The sequence below is a fragment of the Rhizobium sp. YS-1r genome (genome assembly GCF_000757525.1).
In the GTDB taxonomy this organism is placed as follows: domain Bacteria; phylum Pseudomonadota; class Alphaproteobacteria; order Rhizobiales; family Rhizobiaceae; genus Neorhizobium; species Neorhizobium petrolearium.
On the sequence record NZ_JPYQ01000055.1, the window covers coordinates 393,576 to 412,164 of the forward strand.

Below are 18,589 nucleotides of genomic sequence, written 5' to 3' on the forward strand. Positions count from 1 at the left end.
GGCGCTTGCCGGGCAGGCGTTTTCCTGCGTCGGTTATTGAACTCCAGCGTCGGGCGCCGGCTTTTCCCTGCGGCCCTGATGATCGAAGAAATGCAGTTTTTCCGCTTGCGCCGTGAGTCCGATCTCGCTGCCGAGGGGTGGCGCCATATGGTCATCGCTGGTTACCAGGCACAGCTGTCCATCCGGCAACGTGACATGGAGAAGCGTGATGGCACCGGTATATTCGCAGAGACTGACTTTGCCGCGCAAGATGCCGTCTCGAGCTTCGCTCACCTTCAGATGCTCGGGGCGCACACCCACGCTCTCAGCCGAAGCCGGAACAATGGCCGCGGGAGTGAGCAACTGCGCATTGGCTGCCGGCAGCACGTTCATCTTGGGACTGCCGATGAACTGGGCGACGAACATATTGGCGGGCCTTTCGTAAAGCTCGCGTGGTGAGCCTACCTGCTCGATCCGCCCGTCGCGGAGCACCACGATCTTGTCGGCCAGTGTCATCGCTTCGATCTGGTCATGAGTGACATAGATCATCGTGGTCGACAGCCGTTTGTGCAGGGCTGCGATTTCCGAGCGCATGTGCACGCGCAACTCGGCATCGAGATTGGAAAGCGGCTCGTCGAAAAGAAACACGTCCGGATGGCCGACGATAGCGCGCCCGATCGCCACGCGCTGGCGTTGACCGCCGGAGAGTTCGCGCGGGTAGCGATCGAGCAGGGCGTCGAGCTTGAGCGTAGCGGCCGCCTCGTTGATGCGCCGCTGGCGCTCCCCTGCCGGTACTTTGCGCACCTTCAGTCCGAAGCCCATGTTGTCCCTGACTGTCAGATGGGGATAAAGGGCATAGGACTGAAAGACCATGGCAACACCGCGCTCGGAGGGTTGGACCTCGTTCACCAGCCGGTCTCCGATCATCAGCTCCCCGTCGCTGATATGTTCGAGCCCGGAAATAAGCCGCAGGAGCGTGGATTTTCCGCAGCCGGAAGGGCCGACGAACACGACGAACTCGCCGTCATCAATCCTTAGATCGACGCCGCGGATGACGTTGACGCTGCCAAAGTGTTTTTCGATGCCTTTGAGCAATAGACTGGTCATGGGAATAGCTTTCTCATCCCTTCACGCCGGAAAGCGCGAAACTCTCGATGATTTGTCGTTGCGCGATCAGATAGACGATCAGGATCGGCACCACGGCGAGACTGGTTGCGGCGAGCTGCAGGTTCCAAAGGGGTAAACCGTAGCTGTCGTTGAAATTGGAGAGCGCGAGCGGCAGTGTGAACATCTCCAGCGAGCTCACGAAAATCAGCGGCTCCAGGAACAGGTTCCAGGAGAAGAGGAAGGTGATGATGGCAACGGCCGCCAGCGCCGGGCGCGACATCGGCAGTGCGATCTGCCACCAGACGCCGAAGCGGGAAAGGCCGTCCATCTTGCCGGCTTCCTCCAGTTCCTTCGGCAGCGCGAGGAAATACTGTCGCATGAGGAACGTCGCCATCACGCCATGGGGGCCGAAGGTCGGCAACAGGATCAGCGGCCAGTGCGTGTCCACCAGACCCGCCCAGCGCATCAGGAAGAAGTTCGGGATGATCGTCACCTCTTCCGGCACCATCAGCGCGGAGATGAGGAACAGCATCAGCAACCCGGCACCCGCAAAGCGCATGCGCGCCAGCGCGTAGCCTGCGAGCGAGGCGATGAGGAGGGTGAGCACCGTCACCAGGATCGCGATATAGAGCGAATTGAAATACTGCCGCGCAAAGGGCTGATAGGTGAAGACCTCGATGAAATTCTGCCAGCGCCAGACACGCGGGATGAGCGTGGGCGCGCCGAAAATCTCGGTCACGCTTTTGAAGCCCGCGGAGACCATCCAGATAAACGGAAAGACGAAGGGAATTGCGGCAATCAGCAAGGCTATCGTCCAGCAGGCGCGATAAAGGATCTGGATCTGGCGCTGTGTCATTCCATGCCCTTTCGTCTCAGCATCACCTGCACGATGGTCAGCGCCATGACGATGACGAACATGATCATGGCGAGCGTCGAGGCGTAACCGACGTTGAAGAACTTGAAACCCTGCTGGTAGATGTAGAAGGCGAGCACCAGTGTGCCGTTTTCCGGACCACCACCCGTCATCTGGTAGATGTGGTCGAACACCTTGAACGAGCCGATGGTGGTGATGACCATGATCACCAGCGTCGTCGGCGCGAGAAGCGGCCAGGTGATCATGCTGAAGATCTGCCGGCGTGAGGCACCTTCAAGACGCGCGGCCTCCTCGTAATCCCGCGGAATGGCCTGCAGCGCCGCAATGTAGAGGATCATGTTGAGGCCGACCATCTTGATGACGCGGGTGATGATCACCGCTGCCATCGCCCAACCGGGCTCGCGCAGCCAGTTGGGTCCGGTGATGCCCACCAGAGCCAGCACCTGATTGATGAAGCCGCCTTCACCTTGCAGCAGGAATTTCCACACGATCGCCCAGGCGATCGCCGAAGTAATCACCGGTGCGAAAAACACCGTGCGGAAGAATACGACCCCAAAGAAGGGTCGCGAGAGCGCAAGCGCAAGCGTCAGGGCCAGCGCCATGTTGAGCGGCACGAGGCCGAGTGCGAAGATGACCGAATTGCGTACGACATGCCAGAAATCGGGGTTCTCCAGCAACGCATTCTCGAAGTTGCGCAGGCCGACGAAAGTCGCCTGCTGGGTCAGTAGGTTCCATTCGGTCAGCGAGTAATAGACAACAGCGCACAACGGGCCGAGGAAGAAGATAAGAAAGCCGATGAAGGACGGGCTGACAAACAGCCACGCCTCCATCATCTCCCTTGCTTTCAGCGTGAGCCAGGGCTTCTGGCTACTGCGCGTCGTCTTGAGGTTGTGAATGATATCGGTCATCTTCGGTCGTGTCAGAGCAGCGGCTGGATCGCCGAGCAGATTCCCTTGATGGCTGCGTCGACATCGGCATTGGCCTTCCACAGGGCATCGACGCGGGGCGCCATGGCGGCGAGAATCTGCGGCGATTTTTCGTGAGCCGGATGAACCCGACCGTTGGCGATTGCCGCTGCGACGTTCTTCATCATTTCCGGCGGAATGAGCTTGTTGCCGTTAATGAAGGCGTCGCTTTCAAGCACGCTCTTGCGCGCCGGCGGGAAGAACTGCGCCATGATGGCGACATTCTCCTTGCTAGTCATATGGGCTATGAATTCGGCAGCAATGTCCTTGTTCTTGCCCTGTGCGAAGACGACGAGACCGGCCTGGCCGATCACGGGCGATTCACCACCGGGTCCGGACGGCAGCGGTGCGATGCCCCACTTGAAGCCGGCTTCCGCCATCTTCGATGCGCGCGAGATCTGGTTCACCGTCATGGCCGAATTGCCGGAGAAATAATCACCCTGTTCGCCGGGCGGCACGATCGACTTGTCCTTGAACACCATATCGTGCAGTTGCTTGACCGCTTTGACCGCCTCGGGCTTGTCGAAGCCGCATTCATGGTTCGACCAGATGTCGCCACCATAGGCCCGGATCGGCGGCAACAAGGCGTGGGTCATGCGCGACGCATAACCTTCGCCGTCCTTGAACTCGAAACCCCATTTGCCGGGATTGGCTGCGGTCAGCTTTTTGGCGACCTCCTGGAACCTGTCCATGTTCCAATCGCCCTTTGCCGCGAGCGCCAATGGGTCATCGAGGCCGGCTTTGTCGAACATGTCCTTGTTGTAATAGATCATGAACGGCGAGGTGGAGAAGGGAATGCCGTATACCGTATCGCCCTTCTGCCAGAGCCCCATTGCCGGTTGAGAAAAGTCGGCGAAGTCATAGCCTTCGGTGGCTTTGAGCGTCGGACCGAGATCCATCAGCAGATTGGCGTTCTCGAAGGCCGGCGCGGCATCCTCCATCATCCAGGCGATGTCGGGCGGATTTCCGCCGGCAACCTGGAAGGTCAGCTTCTGGGTGTAGTCGTTGACCGGCACCGTCTCGAACTTCACGTTGACGTCAGGATGCTTGGCCTTGAAGCCTTCGGCGATGCCGTTGAGCATCTTGAGATGCACCTCGCTGCCTGTCCATACCGTCATGCGAAGATCCGTCGCGAAGGCGGTGGACGTCATTGCGTATAATGTCAGAGCGGATGCTGCTATACCTGCTAGTGTGGCCCTCATGGTTTCCTCCCCTTTGGTCGCTGGTCATCGGCCCTCATCGAGTGAATGCCTTGGCATTCCCTCCGATTGTGGGCAGTTAGCTGCGGCCTGTTTGAACAGGCCACCCTTGCGGCGAATAGATCCGCCACAGTTGTCTTCAAATCCCGCGCGCGCCGATCATCCGGACGCTCCGGGAAGAGTGCCGGGCGTATCACCGATCGACCATCCTCCGTCGACTGGAATGTTCGCGCCCGTGATGTAGCTTGCAGCATCACTGCAGAGAAAAACGAAAGCTCCGACCAGATCCTCCGGCTGGCCCTGTCGGCCCACGGGGATTTTGGCCGTAACCGCCTTGAGGAATTCCGGATCACTGTAGCGTTCGGCGTTGGCCTCGATTTGGATGGCGCCCGGCGAAACGACATTGAGCGTAACGCCGCGATGCCCGACGTCACGGGCAATGGCGCGCACCGCCGTCAATTGTGCCGCCTTGAGCGATGCGTAGACCACGGTTTCGGCCCGGGGCCGTGTCGCCATGATGCTGCCGGTCGCAATCACCCGGCCCCAGCCGCGTTCAGCCATTGGCGGAACAAGCTTGCCCGTGAGGGCCAGCAACGCCGAAAAGTTGGCTGCGACATGGGCATTGACATGGGCTTCATCCACCTCCTGCCAGGGCAGGCGGCGTTCGATGGCGGCATTGGCGATCAGAATGCCGATCGGGCCGTACCGGTTGACCACATTATCTGCAAATGCCGCTATGGCCCGCTGATCGGTGAAGTCCGCCTCAAGCACCGGGGTGTCATCGCCGATCGCGCGCGCTACTTCTCTTGCACCCGTTTCGTTGCCGAAATGGTGGAGGATGACGTCGGCGCCCTGCTCGGCGAGTCCGAGCGCCACAGCCCGGCCAATGCCGGAACTTGCGCCGGTCACCAGCGCACGCCTGCCTTTCAGCGAGAAACACGGCGATGTCATGACGCACCGCCACCCAACTTGTCGGCAACTTCCAGCGATGCGATGTCGGCAGCGTCGAAATGAACCCGTATGCTCTGCTCGGCCAGATCGGCATCGCCGGCGGCAATCGCGTCATAGATCGCCTGGTGGCGGGCGATCGTGGCGCGCCAATCGGCATCGCTGCGGTTGGCCCGGCGCGAAAACAGTTCGGAAACCTCGCGCTGCACGGAGCGCATGCCCTCCATCTGCACGCGGATCATGGCGTTGCCTGTGGCCATGGCAAGGCCGAGGTGGAAAAGAATATCGGCCGCAGTGAAGCCGGCAGGTTCATGCAGCGATGCCTGCATGTCGACCAGGCCCTGCCGCATGGCTTCAAGACCTTCCGGATCGCGACGCTCGGCGGCGAGCCGGGCGATGCCCGTCTCGATTACCCGGCGCATTTCGTTGGCTTCCTGCAGACGCTTCAGGCTGGAACGTACCGCGTAGCCATAGATGCGATCCATCGGCTCGCCGCTGAGCGCCTTGGCGCGCGCGACCTTGCCCTGCTGGGTGAAAATCAACCCGGCTGCCGTCAACTGGCGCAGCGCCTCGCGCGCAATCGGCTTGGAGACGCCGAATTCCCTGGCGATTTCACCTTCCGGCGGCAGAGGTTCGCCGGGCGAAATGCGACCATCGAACAGGGCGGCTGCGATCGCGTCGGACACCCCGTCCGCCAGTCGCGACGGGCTGGCTGGCTTGGATGTGAATACGGGTTTCCGTTCCGGGTTGTCGGTCATCTGTGTCCTCATATTTTTAACACTAGCACAACGGTTTATAACTTAGCAACTAGGTTTATCAGTTGCCAAGATGATAGCTGATCGCTAAAACTAACAAAATCGCCCGAAAGCGGCGACTGAATTTTGGAGGACGACAACGCCGATGGAGCCCCCGCATCCTGCAACCAAGAAGGCGATCCGCATAACGGATGTGATCGCCCATCCCCTGAGTCAGACGCTGCCGAAACCGACGGTAACGTCCTGGGGCACCTACAGTCAGGTTTCGATCGTGCTGGTCGAGGTGCGAACCGATGCCGGTATCATCGGCGTCGGCGAGACGCTCGCGCGGTTCTCACCCAAGGCTTATACGGAACTGATAGAAACCTCGCTCAACCCTCGCCTTGTCGGGCAGGATGCACGCAACATCGGTGCATTGTGGCAATCCATGCGCCGCTCGCTCTCCGGTCGCGCCGGCGGCATGCTGATCGAAGCGATCGCGGGAGTCGATATCGCGCTTTGGGACATTCTCGGAAAGGCGGCGGGCCTTCCGGTCGCCAAACTGCTCGGCGGCATGGGGCGCGAGCGAATCGATGTCTATGCCGCCGCCGTGAACTGGGTAGACGACGCCGAGGCCGACAGGGAACTGGAGCGCTATATCAACGAAGGGTTTCCGCGTATCAAGGTGAAGGTAGCGAACCCGGTGAAGGAAGCCTGCCGGCGTATCGAGCGTTTGCGCAAGCGCGCTGGCGACGACATCGGCCTCTGCGTCGATGCGAATTGGGCCTACAATCTCGATGAGGCGATCGAGGTCGGACGGGCACTGGGCGCCAATGGCTATTTCTGGTTCGAGGAGCCGCTGCCGCCGGAAAACGAGCAGGGCTACGAAGAACTGCGCAAGCGTTGCGACGTGCCGATCGCTGCTGGCGAGAGCAACTTCACTGCCGATCAGGCACAGCGGCTCGTCGCCAACCGCACCCTTTCCGTCCTCCAGCCGGATGTCGCCCGCGCCGGCGGCATATCCGAGACGCGGCGCATGGCCGATTATGCCGGCTTGCATGATGTCGCTTATGCTCCCCATATCGGCATGTCCGGCATTATCTGCGAAACGGCAAGCGTTCATCTGGCGGCCGCACTTCCGAATTTTCGGGTCATGGAATGCGAATGCGACCTGAGCCCCTTCAAGCGCGAGCTCGCCGATCTCGATCCGGGCTGCCTGCGGCAGAGAAATGGCACGCTTGATGTTCCGACCGGCCCCGGCCTCGGCATCGAAATCAATTGGGACGCCGTAAAGCGGCTCCGCGTGCAGTGAGGCCATGACACGATGACGACACCCTTTCACTCCCCCATGGCCGAAATGACCGAAGCAATGCGCCTGGCCATGCTCCGGGCCGACCCCGCGCTGAGCCGCTTCGACCCACTGCCGCGCATACTCTCCTTCGACGACTTTTCGCGCGGCCATTGCGGCTGGTCGCAGCTGGTCGGCAATTATGAGGACAGTCTCGATTCCATGCTGCCGGGTTATGCGCAGCATTCCAGCGCCATGCTCTCTACTCTGGGGCATTGGGATGCCGGCTCCCATGGCGGCATGGATTCCTCCTATGCGTTGAAAATTGCCACGAGGGCGCGGTCCGGCGCGCAGAACGTTGCGATCAAACGCCACACGTTTCGGAGGCGCGGACCGATCCGCTTCGAGCTCTTCTTCACCTTCAAGCCTGAAGCGACGGAGCTGAAACTCTCTGAGACCGATGTGCGCTCGATCGGTTTGCTGTTCGACCTTCAATGCGGCGACCGTGACGGCGACGGCGAACGTGTCATGCCTCATCTGCGTTTTCTGAACGCGCTCGACGGCAAGCATTTGCAGAAATGGCAGTACAAGCGCGAGACCACGCGCCTCATGCCGATCGGCAGCGAAGACAAGACCGTCAGCCACTATCACCTTGCCCCCGAGGGATGGCTCGATCTGCCGGATGGCGAGCAACGACTCTGTTACAACGAAATTCCGACCAAAGTGAACTGGAGCTACCTGCGCTTTGACTTCGACCTCGTCTCGATGAAGGCGCTCGGTCTTCAGTGCAACGACCGCAGCTTCGATCTCTCGGGCTTCGATTCGATCCGCATTCCGGCAATGAAGAACCTGTGGTGCATGCTGAATTTCTGCCTGTTCGCGGAGACGGACGTCGCCAAGCGCGCCTTCCTGTATGTGGATTCCATTTGCATTTCCGGGGATTTCTGATGCTGCCCGAAAATATCACCGCCGTCGTCTCCCGCAACGAGCGCTGGAGCGGCGATGCCGCGAGCGAGCCCTATGAAGCCGGCTGGGCGCATGAAGCCGTCTTCTTTGTCCGCGCCCTTAAAGATCCGGTCGGCAAGATGCCCAAGGGCTGGGTCGAGATCTCCCCCGATGGCATGCATTGGGTGCCGGAGGGAACGGAATTCGCCATGCCTTTGCAGCGCGACGGCATCGCTGTCGCCCGTCTCAAAGGCTTCGGAAACTGGTTGCGCGTTGCGACGCGTTTCGAGGATGGCGCAGAATGCACCGTGCTGGTTACGCTGCATCTAAAAGCCTGAATGATAAAGGGCAGAGATCTCTCCCCCCTTTATCGTTTCATTCAGCCGAGATAGGCGCCCTGCGCCAGAAGCTCGCGTCGCAGGTCTTCATAATCGACATGTCGAGGGCTCGCCCGGTTGCCCACCGAGAGCGCGGCAGCAATCCCGGCGGCCTGTCCGAGTGCGAAACAGGGCGGCATGACGCGGATGGCGCTCAGTGCCTCATGGGTGGCTGAAACTGCCCGGCCTGATACGAGAAGGCCATCGTGATAGCGCGGCAGCATTACACGGTAGGGTATCTGGTAGATATTGGCTGTGGCCGGTGCATCGCCACCCGTCCCGCCGCCCGATCCTGTCGGATCGTGAATGTCGAGGGGATAGCCGCAAAGGGCAATCACATCTTCGAACGAGCGGCCCGAACGGAGGTCGTCCAGGGTCAGTTCATAGTCGCCATCGATGCGGCGCGTCTCCCGAACGCCGATCTGCGTTGCGGTATCTCTGAGTTCGACCTTTTCGAAGCCGGGGAGATTGTTGCGGAAGAAATCGAGCAATGCCAAGGTCTGCTCGCGGCCTTCGATCTCCGCCAGGGTCAACTCCTTTGCATCAGCACCGTTACGGCGGAGCACACGGCCGGTATTGATGCGCCAGACGCCGGGCTCCATGGTCTTGTAGAGCCCGATGCCACGCCGTGGCGCCGGGAAGCGGCCTTCCGCGGTCGCCTTCGCGACAATCGAGGCGTAAGGCCGGTAGTCCTCCGGGTGAGACCGGACGTATTCCTCAACCACCTGATCGTTGACGTTCTGGACGCGGAAGAACAGGGTCTGCGGCTGGGCAAGGCCGTCGCTGTCTCGCCCCTGTCGCGTGTGCACGCCTGCGAAGTGGGCGACGTCGCCATCGGCGGAGCAATCCACCACGACCTTCGCTCGGGCGGCCTTCAGGCCGCCTTTGCCCGCGCAGACGACACCCAATATCCGCGGATTGACCGCCTCGCAGTCGTCGACAATGGCATCAACGACCATCGTATGCAGCAGCAGGTGGACACCGGCTTCCAAGCACATACGCTGCGCCACCACCTTTGCCGCCTCCGGCTCGAAGGGCGTGACCTTGTCATGACCATAGACGATGAAGCCGCAGTAGGCCGATCCGGCCGGAATGGTGCTCGGATGCAGGGCACCCCCAATCGCCATCATGCGCTGCACGAATTCCTCGTATACGCCGCGGATGAGTTGCTGGCTCCCGTCGAGCGAATAGGATGTCATGCACGGGCCGACGAGGCCCGCTGTCAGGTTTCCTCCGAGAAAGCCGTAGCGTTCGATCAGGCGAACTCGCACATTCAGGCGCGCCGCCGCCACGGCGGCCGATATTCCCGAAGGTCCGCCTCCGATGACGAGCACGTCGACGTCATCGAGTTCGGGAATATCGGCCGAATAGGCGTAGCGCTGCTCAGTCTCCTCCATCCCATTCCCCTTCGGTATCAGCGAAACATCGAGCCGCCGTCGACGTCGAGCGCTGCGCCGTAGACGAAGCTGGCCGCGTCCGAGCAGAGGAACAGGATGGCGGCGGCCATATCTTCCGGCCTGCCCATCCGCCGCATGGGCAGATTTGCAGCGATGCGCTCCTTCAGCGAAGGATCGATATGAGCATGCATGGGGGAATCGGTCGGTCCGGGGTTGAGGGCATTGATCCTGACCTTCTTGCCGGCAAGTTCACGCGCTACGGACTTGACCAGCGACAGTGTCGCAGCCTTCGATGCTGCATAGGCGGTGTCCGCGATCAGCCCGCCGCCCCCATGAACGCCGGCATCCGAGGCCACGCAGACGATGTTGCCGCCTGCCGGATTTTCGAGCATGCGCTTCACGCCGGCCTGCACCGTAAAGAAGGTCCCGAGCAGATTGACGTTCAGCACGCGCTGCCAATGGCCCCAATCCTGTTCGAAGAGGCGCTTGGCGGTGATGATTGCGGCGCAGGTGACGATATTGTCCAGCCGCGCGAGATGCGCATCGCAATAGGCGAAAGCCTCTGCGATGCTCTCGGGATTGCTGACGTCCAACTTGATGGTGTGGATCTTCGCTCCGCCTTTCCGCAGCTCTGAACCATGGCGTTCGAGCCCCGCCTCGTCGCGATCGGCCATCACCACTTCTGCTCCTTTGGCGGCAAAAGCGCGGGCGGTTTCCAGCCCCATGCCGCTCGCGGCTCCGGTGATCAGAACGGTTCGTCCGGCGTAACTGTCATCGGCAAAGGGCGTATAGGCTTGGGTCATCGTTAAATGTCCTTGATTGGAGCGCGGCTGGGAAAGACAGAGATGGATGAACAGCACCGATCCAGGGTTGATGTCGTTCAATCTGGGAGATAACTTAGCAACTATGTTTTCTAGTTGTAAAGAGTGCTTTCCGCGGTTTTTGGCACGCGTGATCCAGCGGCACCGCCGCGGATACCTATGAGCCGCAAGTCGGCCTGTATTTGAAGCTTGAGTGCCAGCTTTTATTGCGGCATCCATCCCGCCGCCAAGGGATGATCCGAGCCAAGGGGCAGCCGCACGATTTGACTATGGCGAGCCGATGCGTAGATCGCGGTAATGAGCTCGATTGAGTGATAGCTCTCCTGAAGCGTCGGCAGATAGAGGTCGGGCTGGCCCGTGAGGCAGGCATGGATGTCGGCAAACAGGCCGGGGAATCTCGAAAGGGTCTCGGGAATATCGGAGAGGGCCGCATCGATCTCTGCCTGTCGTGGCGGATCGGTGGCCGTGAAACTCCAGGGACCCGCGCCGATCTGGTAAGGTTCCGTGCCCGAGGTTACGGTAACGTGCTCGAAGCACATACGAAGTCGTGAGCTGTTCCCCGCGGCACCCAAAGTGACCGAGGAGGTGACCAGAGCCCCCTCGCTGGTGCGCATGGAAAGGGCGGCGCAATCTTCGGTCTCCACGGGATTGACGCGCGTGTCCAGAAAGGCTGCTATTTCGGTGACATCGCCGACAAGGTGGGTCATCAGATTATGGATATGGCAAGCATGGCTGACGAGGACGCCACCGAGCTCTCCCTTCCAGGTGCCTCGCCACCGCTCCTCATAATAGGTGGGGCCACGCTGCCAATGGGTCTCCAAGGCCACCAAATAGGGCTTTCCCAACAAGCCGCGTATCTTCAACTCGTGCGCTGCACGATAGCCGGCTCCATAGCGATACTGAAATACCGGGAAGACCTGTCTGCGCATTTCCGCCGCGAGGTCCGCAATGCGCCGAACGTCGGCGATTGAACCCGCCAACGGCTTTTCGCAGACCACGTGCTTCCCGGCCTTCAGCGCGGCCAGGGTCATCGAGGCATGCAGTTGGGGCGGCAGACAGATGTCGACGAGATCCACTTCGGGGTCTGAGAAGACCTGGTTTATGTCCCGAATGGCGCGGCTGCTAGGCGCCTGTTCGGCCGCTTCTTCCGCGCGGGCGAAGTTGAGATCGCAGACATAACGCACCTCGAATAGTTCTGGCAGCGTTGCATAAGCGGCCACGTGGGCTTTGCCGATGCCCGCCCCGACGACTGCCACCCGGATGTGATCGCTCATCGAATTGCGCCGCCTTCCGCCAAAAGCTGTGCCTGTAGCGCCAGTTCGGTCGCAAGGAACGCATGGGATTGAGACATGGCGGTCTCGGTTCGGTTTTTCACATCGGCGGCGAGTCTTCCGAAGAAAGGCTTGCCCGCGCCTTTGGCATCGAACCGCTGGACGCCGGATTTGTCGGCGAGAAAGACGTGATCCCCACCGGGTTGGCCCGCGATATCGATATATTTGCGCAGTTCGATATAGCCGTCGGTCCCGAGAAGGGTCATTCGCCCATCTCCCCAGACGGGAAGGCCATGTGGCGTCAGCCAATCCACCCGTGCATAACCACGGCCCCCATTGCCTTCCAGCAGCGCTTCGCCAAAGTCCTGGAAATCCATCCGATCCGGATTCGCAACATTGGCCACATGAGCGGAGATCACCCGAGCTTCGGTGGACCCGGTGAAATGCAGGAACTGGTCGAATTGGTGGGCGCAGATATCGGTCAGGATGCCACCGCATCGCGCCCGGTCCCAGAACCAGCCCGGCCGGAGATGTGCATTGAGACGGTGCGGCCCGAGCCCCACCGTCTGGACCACTCTTCCGATTCGGCCTTCGGCAATCAGGCGGTCCGCCAAGGTGGCGCTTTCAACGGACACACGCTCGGAGAAAGAGACAAGCCAACGGCGTCCGGTCTCCACCACAGTTGTACGGATATCCGCAAGCTGCTTCAGGCTCGTGCAGCCGGGTTTATCGACCAATACATCCTTTCCATGCATCATAGCCGAGACGGCAATTCCTCCACGCTCGCTGTTGATGCCTGCAGAAAGAATGAGATCGATACTCGCGTCTTCCAGAATGGCCTGCCTCGGTCGAAGCGGCATATCCGGATAGGTGTCCTGGAAGGTCTTGCGTGCCTCATCAGGGGTCTCATCGCCCGTTGTCCACGCGACGAGCGTGGCGCCGGCCTCCCGCATGCCATCCATCATGCCGTAGATATGCCCGTGGTCTATGCCGATGACGCCGATGCGAAGGTCGAAGGCCATGAGGACTATCCTTTGAGGTGGATGCCGCGAGCCCGCAGCATCGACTGGATATTGACGAGCGAGCCAGTTTCGATGGAGGCGTTGGCGGCGATGCCGGTGAGAATGGACCATGCGCCGGCGACATGGTCGGAAGCGCGGCCATAGCGGTCCGGCTCCATGCCTTCCGGATCAAAGATATATCCGAGCATGACCGGATCGGCACCGCCGTGGTCGCCCTTCGCCTTTGGAACCTGGACCAGGCGTGGCGGCTCTCCAGCCAGGTGCAGTTCGGTGGTGATGGCATCTTCGTCCGCATGCGCGCGCTTGCCGCCGAACACGCCGTGGACTTCCACATGGCGATGGGTGATGTCGCCCTTGGTTCCCTGGAATTTGATCTCCAGCCCTTCCCATGGCGAATAGGCGGTCAGGGTGTAATTGGCCGTGACGCCGGACGCATAGCGAATATGCGCCTGCATCGTATCCTCGATGCCGATCTCCTCGTCGAAGACGCAGCGATCGCGGAAGTAGCCGTCTTCGCCTTCGGCCTCGAGGTAGAGCGCGCGAAGGTTCTCGTCGGCCGACAGATCGAGCTCGAAATCGCATCTGGCGGCCACGGGACAGCCCGTGCAGCGTGGGCCGCGGCCTGCAAGCCCCAGTTCGACCGCCGTTTCCGGGCGATAGAAAACCCGCTTGCCGGATGCCAGAACCTCGGTCGGCACCGAGCCGAGCCACCAGTTGAGCAGATCGAAATGATGCGTGGATTTATGGACCAGCAGCCCACCGGAGTTCTCCTTCTGCCGGTGCCAGCGTCGGAAATAGTCGGCGCCATGAACGCGGTCGAGATGCCAGCGGAAATCGACGGCCGTCACCGTTCCGATCGTGCCGGACGCAATGAGCTCCTTGATCTGGGTGCGGGCAGGAGAATACCGGTAGTTGAAGGTGACCGTGACCTTCCGGCCGGTCCGCCTCTGGGCATCGACAATCTGCTTGAGGCGGGAAAGGTCGATCGTCAGCGGTTTTTCACAGATGACATCGCAGCCGGCCTCGAAAGCACGGACGATATAGTCGGCATGCAGGAAGTCGGGCGTTGCCACGACCACCGTATCCGGCTTCTGTTCCGCAATCAGGCGGTCGAAATCGGAAGCAAGATAGGTCGCGACGCCGTTCGTTCCCGGTTTGGGGACTGCCTTCGCTGCTTCTCCCAATCGACGGGCATTGCTGTCGCAGAGCGCGACGATCTTGTGCTTGTCTGCGTAATCTTCGATCACGGAATCGCGGAACATCTGATGCCGCGAGCCACATCCGACAATGGCAATCTTCACTGGACCAGGCTTTCGTTCTGAGTGGGCTCGACGCGCTGACCGGCGCTATCGAAATAATGGAGGTCGAAGAGGTCGAAGCCGATCGTCACCGGATCGCCCATGCGACAGGGATTGCGGCCACTATCGCTGGCAAGCAGAACCTGGCCCGAAGGCAGGGCCACATGCAGCAGTGTCTCGCTACCAAGATATTCCACAAGCCGGATCGTTCCCTCGGTCGTGACATCGCCGCCGCCCACCCGCAATGACGAAGGGCGTACGCACAGGGTCATGACTTCGCTCGTGGCTGTAAGAGCAGGAATGGCGAACCGGGGCAGGTCGGCAATGTCGACGAGGGTTTCACCTGCCTCACGCAACACCTTTGCCTGCAGCATGTTGATCTTGGGCGAGCCGATGAAGCCGGCAACGAAAAGGTTCTGGGGCCGGGTGTAGAGCTCCTGCGGCGTTCCAACCTGCTCGATCTTGCCGCCTCTCAGCACCACGATGCGGCTTGCCATGGTCATGGCTTCCACCTGGTCATGCGTCACATAAATCATTGTCGTTCCGAGACGCGTATAGAGTGAAGCCAGTTCGGCCCGCATCTGCACACGCAGCTCGGCATCGAGGTTGGAAAGCGGTTCGTCGAAGAGGAAGAGCTGCGGCTCGCGCACGATAGCGCGACCGATCGCCACGCGCTGCTTCTGCCCGCCTGAAAGCTGGCGCGGCTTGCGGTCCATCAACTGCTCGATCTGCAGGATGCGAGCTGCCTCGGCCACCCGGTGTTCCACTTGCTGGCGTGGAACGTTGAAATTCTGCAGGCCGAAGGCGAGGTTTTTCCTGACGTTCATGTGGGGGTAGAGAGCATAGCTCTGAAACACCATCGACAGCTCGCGTTTGGACGCGGGCAGGTCGTTGACGATCCGTCCGCCGATGGCGATTGTTCCTTCGCTGATGTCCTCCAGGCCGGCGATCATGCGAAGAAGGGTGGATTTCCCGCAGCCCGAAGGGCCGACAAGGACAAGAAATTCGCCGTCGCGAATATCGAGGTTCAAACCCTGGATGATGGACAGCGCCCCGTAGCGCTTGCCGACGTTTCGAAGCGTCAATCCTGCCATGCGTCTTGTTTCCTATTTCATGCCGGAGGTGGCGATGCCACGAACGATGAGTTTCTGGAACAGGACGAAGAAGATCACGACCGGCACCAGCGAAAGCACGGACATCGCGAACATCTGGCCGTAGGCCGACTTGCCTTCCTGATCGAGGAAGAGGCGCAGCGCCAGCGGCACGGTATAGCTCTTGATGTCGTTGAGGTAGATCAGCGGCGCGAGGAAGTCCTCCCAAACCCAGATCAGCGAAAAGATAGCGGCCGTGCCCATCGCGGGCAGGGAAAGCGGCAGGATAATCGCCCAGTAGATCTTGAAGGGCGAACAGCCGTCGATCATCGCAGCCTCGTCCAGCTCCCGGGGCAGCTGACGAAAAAACTGCACCATCAGGAAGATGAAGAAGGCGTCGGAGGCCAGGAAGCGAGGCACGACCAGCGGCAGATAGGTATCCACCCAGCCGAGCCGAAGGAACTGCACATATTGGGGAATGAGGACCACATGATAGGGGATCATCAAGGTCATCATCATCAGCGCGAAGAGGAAACGGCGGCCCGTGAAGCTCAACCTGGCGAAGGCATAGGCCGCGAAGGAGCAGGAGATCAGGTTGCCGATCACCGAGAGCACAGTGACGATCGCCGAATTGACGTAGAAGAGTGTGAAGGACTGCGGCAGCGCGTTCCAACCCTCCGTGTAGTTGTCGAAGCGGAACTCCGACGGCCAGAGCGTCAGGCTTCCGAAAATCTCGTTTTCCGGCTTGAAGGAAGAAGCGAGCAGCCAGAACAGCGGGTAGAGCATCACACAGGAGACGCCGATCAGAAAGATGTGCTTCAGGATGCGTCCGTTGCGTGCCCGCTTGTCGCTGCGCAAGCGCATTTCATGCGCAATCCTGGCGGCTTCCTCGATCTCGACGGACAGGTCCATATCAATCGCGCTCGTTCTCATAATGCACCCAGTATTTCGAGGTGAAGAAGGCGATCGCCGTAAAGACCGCGATGATGACGAGAAGCACCCAGGCAAGCGCAGAGGCATAGCCCATGCGGAAGAATTTGAAGGCCTCGTTGAAGAGGTACACCGTATAGAACAGCAGGCTGTCGGCCGGCGCTCCGGTGCCGTTGGAGATGATGAAGGCACTCGAAAAGGTCTTGAAGGCTTCGATCGTCTGCAGCACCAGGTTGAAGAAGATGACCGGCGCGAGAAGGGGCAGGGTGATCCGTGTGAACTGGCGCCAGCGCGGCGTTCCGTCTATCTCCGCTGCCTCATAGAGGTCGCGCGGTATGCCCCTGAGGCCGGCGAGAAAGATCAGCATCGGCGAGCCGAACTGCCACATGGCGAGGACGACCAGAGTGTAAAGCGAGGTATCGGGATCGGTGATCCAGGCGGCGCCTTGAATTCCGACGAGAGCCAGAACCTGGTTGACGACGCCGTCCTCGGCAAAGAGCTGGCGCCACAATATGGCGATCGCGATCGAGGCGCCGAGCAGGGACGGCAGGTAGAAGATCGCCCGATAGAGGCCGATGGTGCGCAGGCCGCGGTCGAGCAGCATGGCGACGCCGAGCGCCACGATCAGGCGCGCCGGCACTGCCAGCACCACATAGGTGAAGGTCACATCCAGCGCCTTCCAGAAGCGCCGGTCCCGCGTGAACATATATTCGTAATTACCCAAGCCTATCCAGCGCGGGTCGCTCACCATGTCATAGCGGGTGAACGAGAAATAAAGCGACGCCAGGATAGGCCCCAGGGCAAGCAGGAAAAACCCGACCAGCCAGGGCAGAAGAAAAACATAAGCCGGCGCATTGCGGGCAAAGAAACGCTTCATCGAGACAACCTTGTTGTCGGAAGGGAGGTCCCGGATGGAACAGCCGGGGCCTCGGTTCAGGCGGTCACTACTGGGCGCGGTCGACGATATCCTGTGCATCCTGGATGAACATGCCAGCGGCTTCCGCGACCTCCATCTTACCGAGCACTACGTCGGTGCCGGTGCGCATGAAGGCGTCTCGAACCTCGCCGGCACCCTTGGGCGCGGGGAGGGGGAGCGGCCCGACCTTGCTCTGGATCGCATCGAAATAATCGACCGAGAGCTTCTCGACTTCGGTGAGTTTCGGCGCCAGCGCGGCACGGACCTTCGGCGAGCAGGGGATGCCGCGCTCCAGGCCCAGAATGCCGGTGATTTCCGGATCGTTGACCCAGGCGTTCATATAGGCGATCGCAGCCTCGGTGTCCTTTGCGTCACGAGTGAGCGACAGGAACATGGACGGCTTGATGAACTGGCCCTGCTTGCCGCCAGCCTTGTGGGGTATCATCGCGGCGCCGATCTTGTCCTTCGATACTGCCTGAATTCCGACAAGCTGGTTGGACCAGAAATGCGACATGGCGGTGTCGCCGACGGGGACGCCCGACTCGGCAATCGGCGGATCGAGAATGACGGTCTTGTTCTTGTCGCGCACGACGTCGGCCTTGCGCAGGTCGGCCCAGAACTGCCACCATCCGGACACGTCCTCGGCCGTCGCGGTGACCTTCCCCTCCGGCCCATAGAATTCCCGGCCGTTCTGGCGCACCCAGGCTTCGAAGGCTTCGATCATCAGGGAAAGATCGTCCGAGCCCTTCATCTTGCCGCCGGACTTGGAGGTGATCGCTTCGCAGGTCTTGGAAAAGTCATCCCAGGTCCAGTTGATCAGATCCACATCGATGCCGGCCTCCTGGAAGGCACGGGTATTGTGGACCATCACCTGGCTGTTGGAGCCGATGTTGAGTGCATAGAGCTTGCCGTCGACCTTGCCGCCGTCGAGCGGCCCCTGATCGAAGTCTGCGATCATGAGGCTCTTGCCGGCGAATTCGTCAAGCGGCTTGAGCGCGCCGCGATGGACGTATTCGAACAGGAACCGGTAATCCATCTGCACCAGATCGGCCATGTTCCGGCCGGCTGTCTGGGTCGCCATCTTGGTCCAGTAATCGCCCCAGCCGATCGTCTCGCCGGAAACTTCGATGCCGGGGTTCTTCTTTTGGAAGGTGTCGATTACGGCAAAGGTGCGTTTGTCACGTTCGGGATTCCCCCACCAGTAGTGTCGGATCGACCGATCCGCGGCGATCACTGGCATCGGAAATGCAGCAGCGGCGGTCGCCGCGCCTATCGTGCCCAAGAGGGCTCTTCTTGTCAGTTTGGTCATGTCATCCTCCTCCTCTAATCCGACGTGCCTCATTCGCACCGGGTGTTCGATATCATTCGAGACTTCTTGCGCTCCGGCCCCTCCTGCCGGAAACGCTCCAATCTTCCTTCGGGCAGTT

General features: G+C 60.7%; 18 protein-coding genes. 3 read left to right on the forward strand and 15 right to left on the reverse strand.

All coding sequences use genetic code 11. The features are described 5' to 3' along the window. Window positions 1–33 precede the first annotated feature (33 nt). The 6 genes from JL39_RS24635 to JL39_RS24660 all read right to left on the reverse strand — a co-directional run bounded on the left by JL39_RS24635 (window position 34) and on the right by JL39_RS24660 (window position 5,830). Window positions 34–1,086 (reverse strand): ABC transporter ATP-binding protein, encoded by a 1,053-nt coding sequence (locus JL39_RS24635; RefSeq protein WP_052183093.1) that lies wholly within the window; start codon window positions 1,084–1,086, stop codon window positions 34–36. A gap of 13 nt (window positions 1,087–1,099) precedes the next feature. After that, window positions 1,100–1,942, reverse strand: coding sequence for a carbohydrate ABC transporter permease (locus tag JL39_RS24640; RefSeq protein WP_037156919.1), 843 nt, complete (start codon window positions 1,940–1,942; stop codon window positions 1,100–1,102). After that, window positions 1,939–2,868 (reverse strand): sugar ABC transporter permease, encoded by a 930-nt coding sequence (locus JL39_RS24645; RefSeq protein ID WP_037156920.1) that lies wholly within the window; start codon window positions 2,866–2,868, stop codon window positions 1,939–1,941. Before JL39_RS24645 ends, JL39_RS24640 begins: the two co-directional genes overlap by 4 nt. Window positions 2,869–2,879: 11 nt before the next feature. Next, on the reverse strand, window positions 2,880–4,127 hold the full coding sequence (locus JL39_RS24650) for a sugar ABC transporter substrate-binding protein (protein ID WP_037156922.1): 1,248 nt from the start codon (window positions 4,125–4,127) through the stop codon (window positions 2,880–2,882). 156 nt (window positions 4,128–4,283) lie between these two features. After that, window positions 4,284–5,075, reverse strand: a complete 792-nt coding sequence (locus JL39_RS24655) for an SDR family oxidoreductase (RefSeq protein ID WP_037156924.1) — start codon at window positions 5,073–5,075, stop codon at window positions 4,284–4,286. Beyond that, window positions 5,072–5,830 (reverse strand): FadR/GntR family transcriptional regulator, encoded by a 759-nt coding sequence (locus JL39_RS24660; protein ID WP_037156926.1) that lies wholly within the window; start codon window positions 5,828–5,830, stop codon window positions 5,072–5,074. The genes JL39_RS24655 and JL39_RS24660 overlap by 4 nt, the downstream gene beginning before the upstream one ends. Before the next feature lie 142 nt (window positions 5,831–5,972). On the opposite strand from JL39_RS24660, the gene JL39_RS24665 reads away from it, so the two are divergent. Genes JL39_RS24665 through JL39_RS24675 form a run of 3 tightly spaced genes read left to right on the forward strand, consistent with a single transcriptional unit; the run spans window position 5,973 to window position 8,377 of the window. Further along, on the forward strand, window positions 5,973–7,118 hold the full coding sequence (locus tag JL39_RS24665; protein WP_037156929.1) for a mandelate racemase/muconate lactonizing enzyme family protein: 1,146 nt from the start codon (window positions 5,973–5,975) through the stop codon (window positions 7,116–7,118). Between the two features lie 57 nt (window positions 7,119–7,175). After that, window positions 7,176–8,042, forward strand: a complete 867-nt coding sequence (locus tag JL39_RS24670; protein ID WP_037157305.1) for a DUF6772 family protein — start codon at window positions 7,176–7,178, stop codon at window positions 8,040–8,042. Beyond that, complete coding sequence (locus tag JL39_RS24675; RefSeq protein WP_037156931.1) at window positions 8,042–8,377, forward strand: hypothetical protein; 336 nt, start codon at window positions 8,042–8,044, stop codon at window positions 8,375–8,377. Before JL39_RS24670 ends, JL39_RS24675 begins: the two co-directional genes overlap by 1 nt. A gap of 41 nt (window positions 8,378–8,418) precedes the next feature. Here JL39_RS24675 and JL39_RS24680 read toward each other — a convergent pair whose 3' ends face one another. The 9 genes from JL39_RS24680 to JL39_RS24720 form a co-directional block, all read right to left on the reverse strand. Beyond that, entirely contained in the window at window positions 8,419–9,813 is a 1,395-nt protein-coding gene (locus tag JL39_RS24680) for an FAD-dependent oxidoreductase (RefSeq protein WP_037156933.1), read from the reverse strand. Between the two features lie 17 nt (window positions 9,814–9,830). Beyond that, window positions 9,831–10,616, reverse strand: a complete 786-nt coding sequence (locus tag JL39_RS24685) for an SDR family oxidoreductase (protein WP_081952975.1) — start codon at window positions 10,614–10,616, stop codon at window positions 9,831–9,833. A gap of 221 nt (window positions 10,617–10,837) precedes the next feature. Beyond that, window positions 10,838–11,908, reverse strand: a complete 1,071-nt coding sequence (locus JL39_RS24690) for a Gfo/Idh/MocA family oxidoreductase (protein ID WP_037156935.1) — start codon at window positions 11,906–11,908, stop codon at window positions 10,838–10,840. Next, complete coding sequence (locus JL39_RS24695; protein ID WP_037156936.1) at window positions 11,905–12,927, reverse strand: Gfo/Idh/MocA family oxidoreductase; 1,023 nt, start codon at window positions 12,925–12,927, stop codon at window positions 11,905–11,907. The genes JL39_RS24690 and JL39_RS24695 overlap by 4 nt, the downstream gene beginning before the upstream one ends. A gap of 5 nt (window positions 12,928–12,932) precedes the next feature. Continuing rightward, a complete protein-coding gene (locus tag JL39_RS24700) occupies window positions 12,933–14,189 on the reverse strand; it encodes a Gfo/Idh/MocA family oxidoreductase (protein ID WP_244446955.1) in 1,257 nt (418 codons plus the stop codon). 35 nt (window positions 14,190–14,224) lie between these two features. Further along, window positions 14,225–15,319 carry a sn-glycerol-3-phosphate ABC transporter ATP-binding protein UgpC gene (gene ugpC / locus JL39_RS24705; RefSeq protein WP_037156940.1) on the reverse strand — a complete coding sequence of 365 codons (1,095 nt, stop codon included), beginning with the start codon at window positions 15,317–15,319 and terminating at the stop codon, window positions 14,225–14,227. 12 nt (window positions 15,320–15,331) lie between these two features. After that, window positions 15,332–16,102, reverse strand: coding sequence for a carbohydrate ABC transporter permease (locus JL39_RS24710; protein ID WP_227705228.1), 771 nt, complete (start codon window positions 16,100–16,102; stop codon window positions 15,332–15,334). A gap of 127 nt (window positions 16,103–16,229) precedes the next feature. Further along, a complete protein-coding gene (locus JL39_RS24715; protein WP_037156944.1) occupies window positions 16,230–17,123 on the reverse strand; it encodes a sugar ABC transporter permease in 894 nt (297 codons plus the stop codon). A gap of 67 nt (window positions 17,124–17,190) precedes the next feature. After that, window positions 17,191–18,471, reverse strand: coding sequence for an extracellular solute-binding protein (locus JL39_RS24720; protein ID WP_037156946.1), 1,281 nt, complete (start codon window positions 18,469–18,471; stop codon window positions 17,191–17,193). Window positions 18,472–18,589 lie beyond the last annotated feature (118 nt).

Bases quoted from the DNA above. Each gene is read 5' to 3' on its own strand.
- JL39_RS24700 (WP_244446955.1), bottom strand. From the start codon at position 14,189: ATGTTCCGCGATTCCGTGATCGAAGATTACGCAGACAAGCACAAGATC.
- JL39_RS24720 (WP_037156946.1), bottom strand. From the start codon at position 18,471: ATGACCAAACTGACAAGAAGAGCCCTCTTGGGCACGATAGGCGCGGCG.
- ugpC (WP_037156940.1), bottom strand. From the start codon at position 15,319: ATGGCAGGATTGACGCTTCGAAACGTCGGCAAGCGCTACGGGGCGCTG.
- JL39_RS24645 (WP_037156920.1), bottom strand. From the start codon at position 2,868: ATGACCGATATCATTCACAACCTCAAGACGACGCGCAGTAGCCAGAAG.
- JL39_RS24635 (WP_052183093.1), bottom strand. From the start codon at position 1,086: ATGACCAGTCTATTGCTCAAAGGCATCGAAAAACACTTTGGCAGCGTC.
- JL39_RS24660 (WP_037156926.1), bottom strand. From the start codon at position 5,830: ATGACCGACAACCCGGAACGGAAACCCGTATTCACATCCAAGCCAGCC.
- JL39_RS24665 (WP_037156929.1), top strand. From the start codon at position 5,973: ATGGAGCCCCCGCATCCTGCAACCAAGAAGGCGATCCGCATAACGGAT.
- JL39_RS24715 (WP_037156944.1), bottom strand. From the start codon at position 17,123: ATGAAGCGTTTCTTTGCCCGCAATGCGCCGGCTTATGTTTTTCTTCTG.
- JL39_RS24650 (WP_037156922.1), bottom strand. From the start codon at position 4,127: ATGAGGGCCACACTAGCAGGTATAGCAGCATCCGCTCTGACATTATAC.
- JL39_RS24670 (WP_037157305.1), top strand. From the start codon at position 7,176: ATGCGCCTGGCCATGCTCCGGGCCGACCCCGCGCTGAGCCGCTTCGAC.
- JL39_RS24695 (WP_037156936.1), bottom strand. From the start codon at position 12,927: ATGGCCTTCGACCTTCGCATCGGCGTCATCGGCATAGACCACGGGCAT.
- JL39_RS24690 (WP_037156935.1), bottom strand. From the start codon at position 11,908: ATGAGCGATCACATCCGGGTGGCAGTCGTCGGGGCGGGCATCGGCAAA.
- JL39_RS24655 (WP_037156924.1), bottom strand. From the start codon at position 5,075: ATGACATCGCCGTGTTTCTCGCTGAAAGGCAGGCGTGCGCTGGTGACC.
- JL39_RS24680 (WP_037156933.1), bottom strand. From the start codon at position 9,813: ATGGAGGAGACTGAGCAGCGCTACGCCTATTCGGCCGATATTCCCGAA.
- JL39_RS24710 (WP_227705228.1), bottom strand. From the start codon at position 16,102: ATGCTCTACCCGCTGTTCTGGCTGCTCGCTTCTTCCTTCAAGCCGGAA.
- JL39_RS24675 (WP_037156931.1), top strand. From the start codon at position 8,042: ATGCTGCCCGAAAATATCACCGCCGTCGTCTCCCGCAACGAGCGCTGG.
- JL39_RS24685 (WP_081952975.1), bottom strand. From the start codon at position 10,616: ATGACCCAAGCCTATACGCCCTTTGCCGATGACAGTTACGCCGGACGA.
- JL39_RS24640 (WP_037156919.1), bottom strand. From the start codon at position 1,942: ATGACACAGCGCCAGATCCAGATCCTTTATCGCGCCTGCTGGACGATA.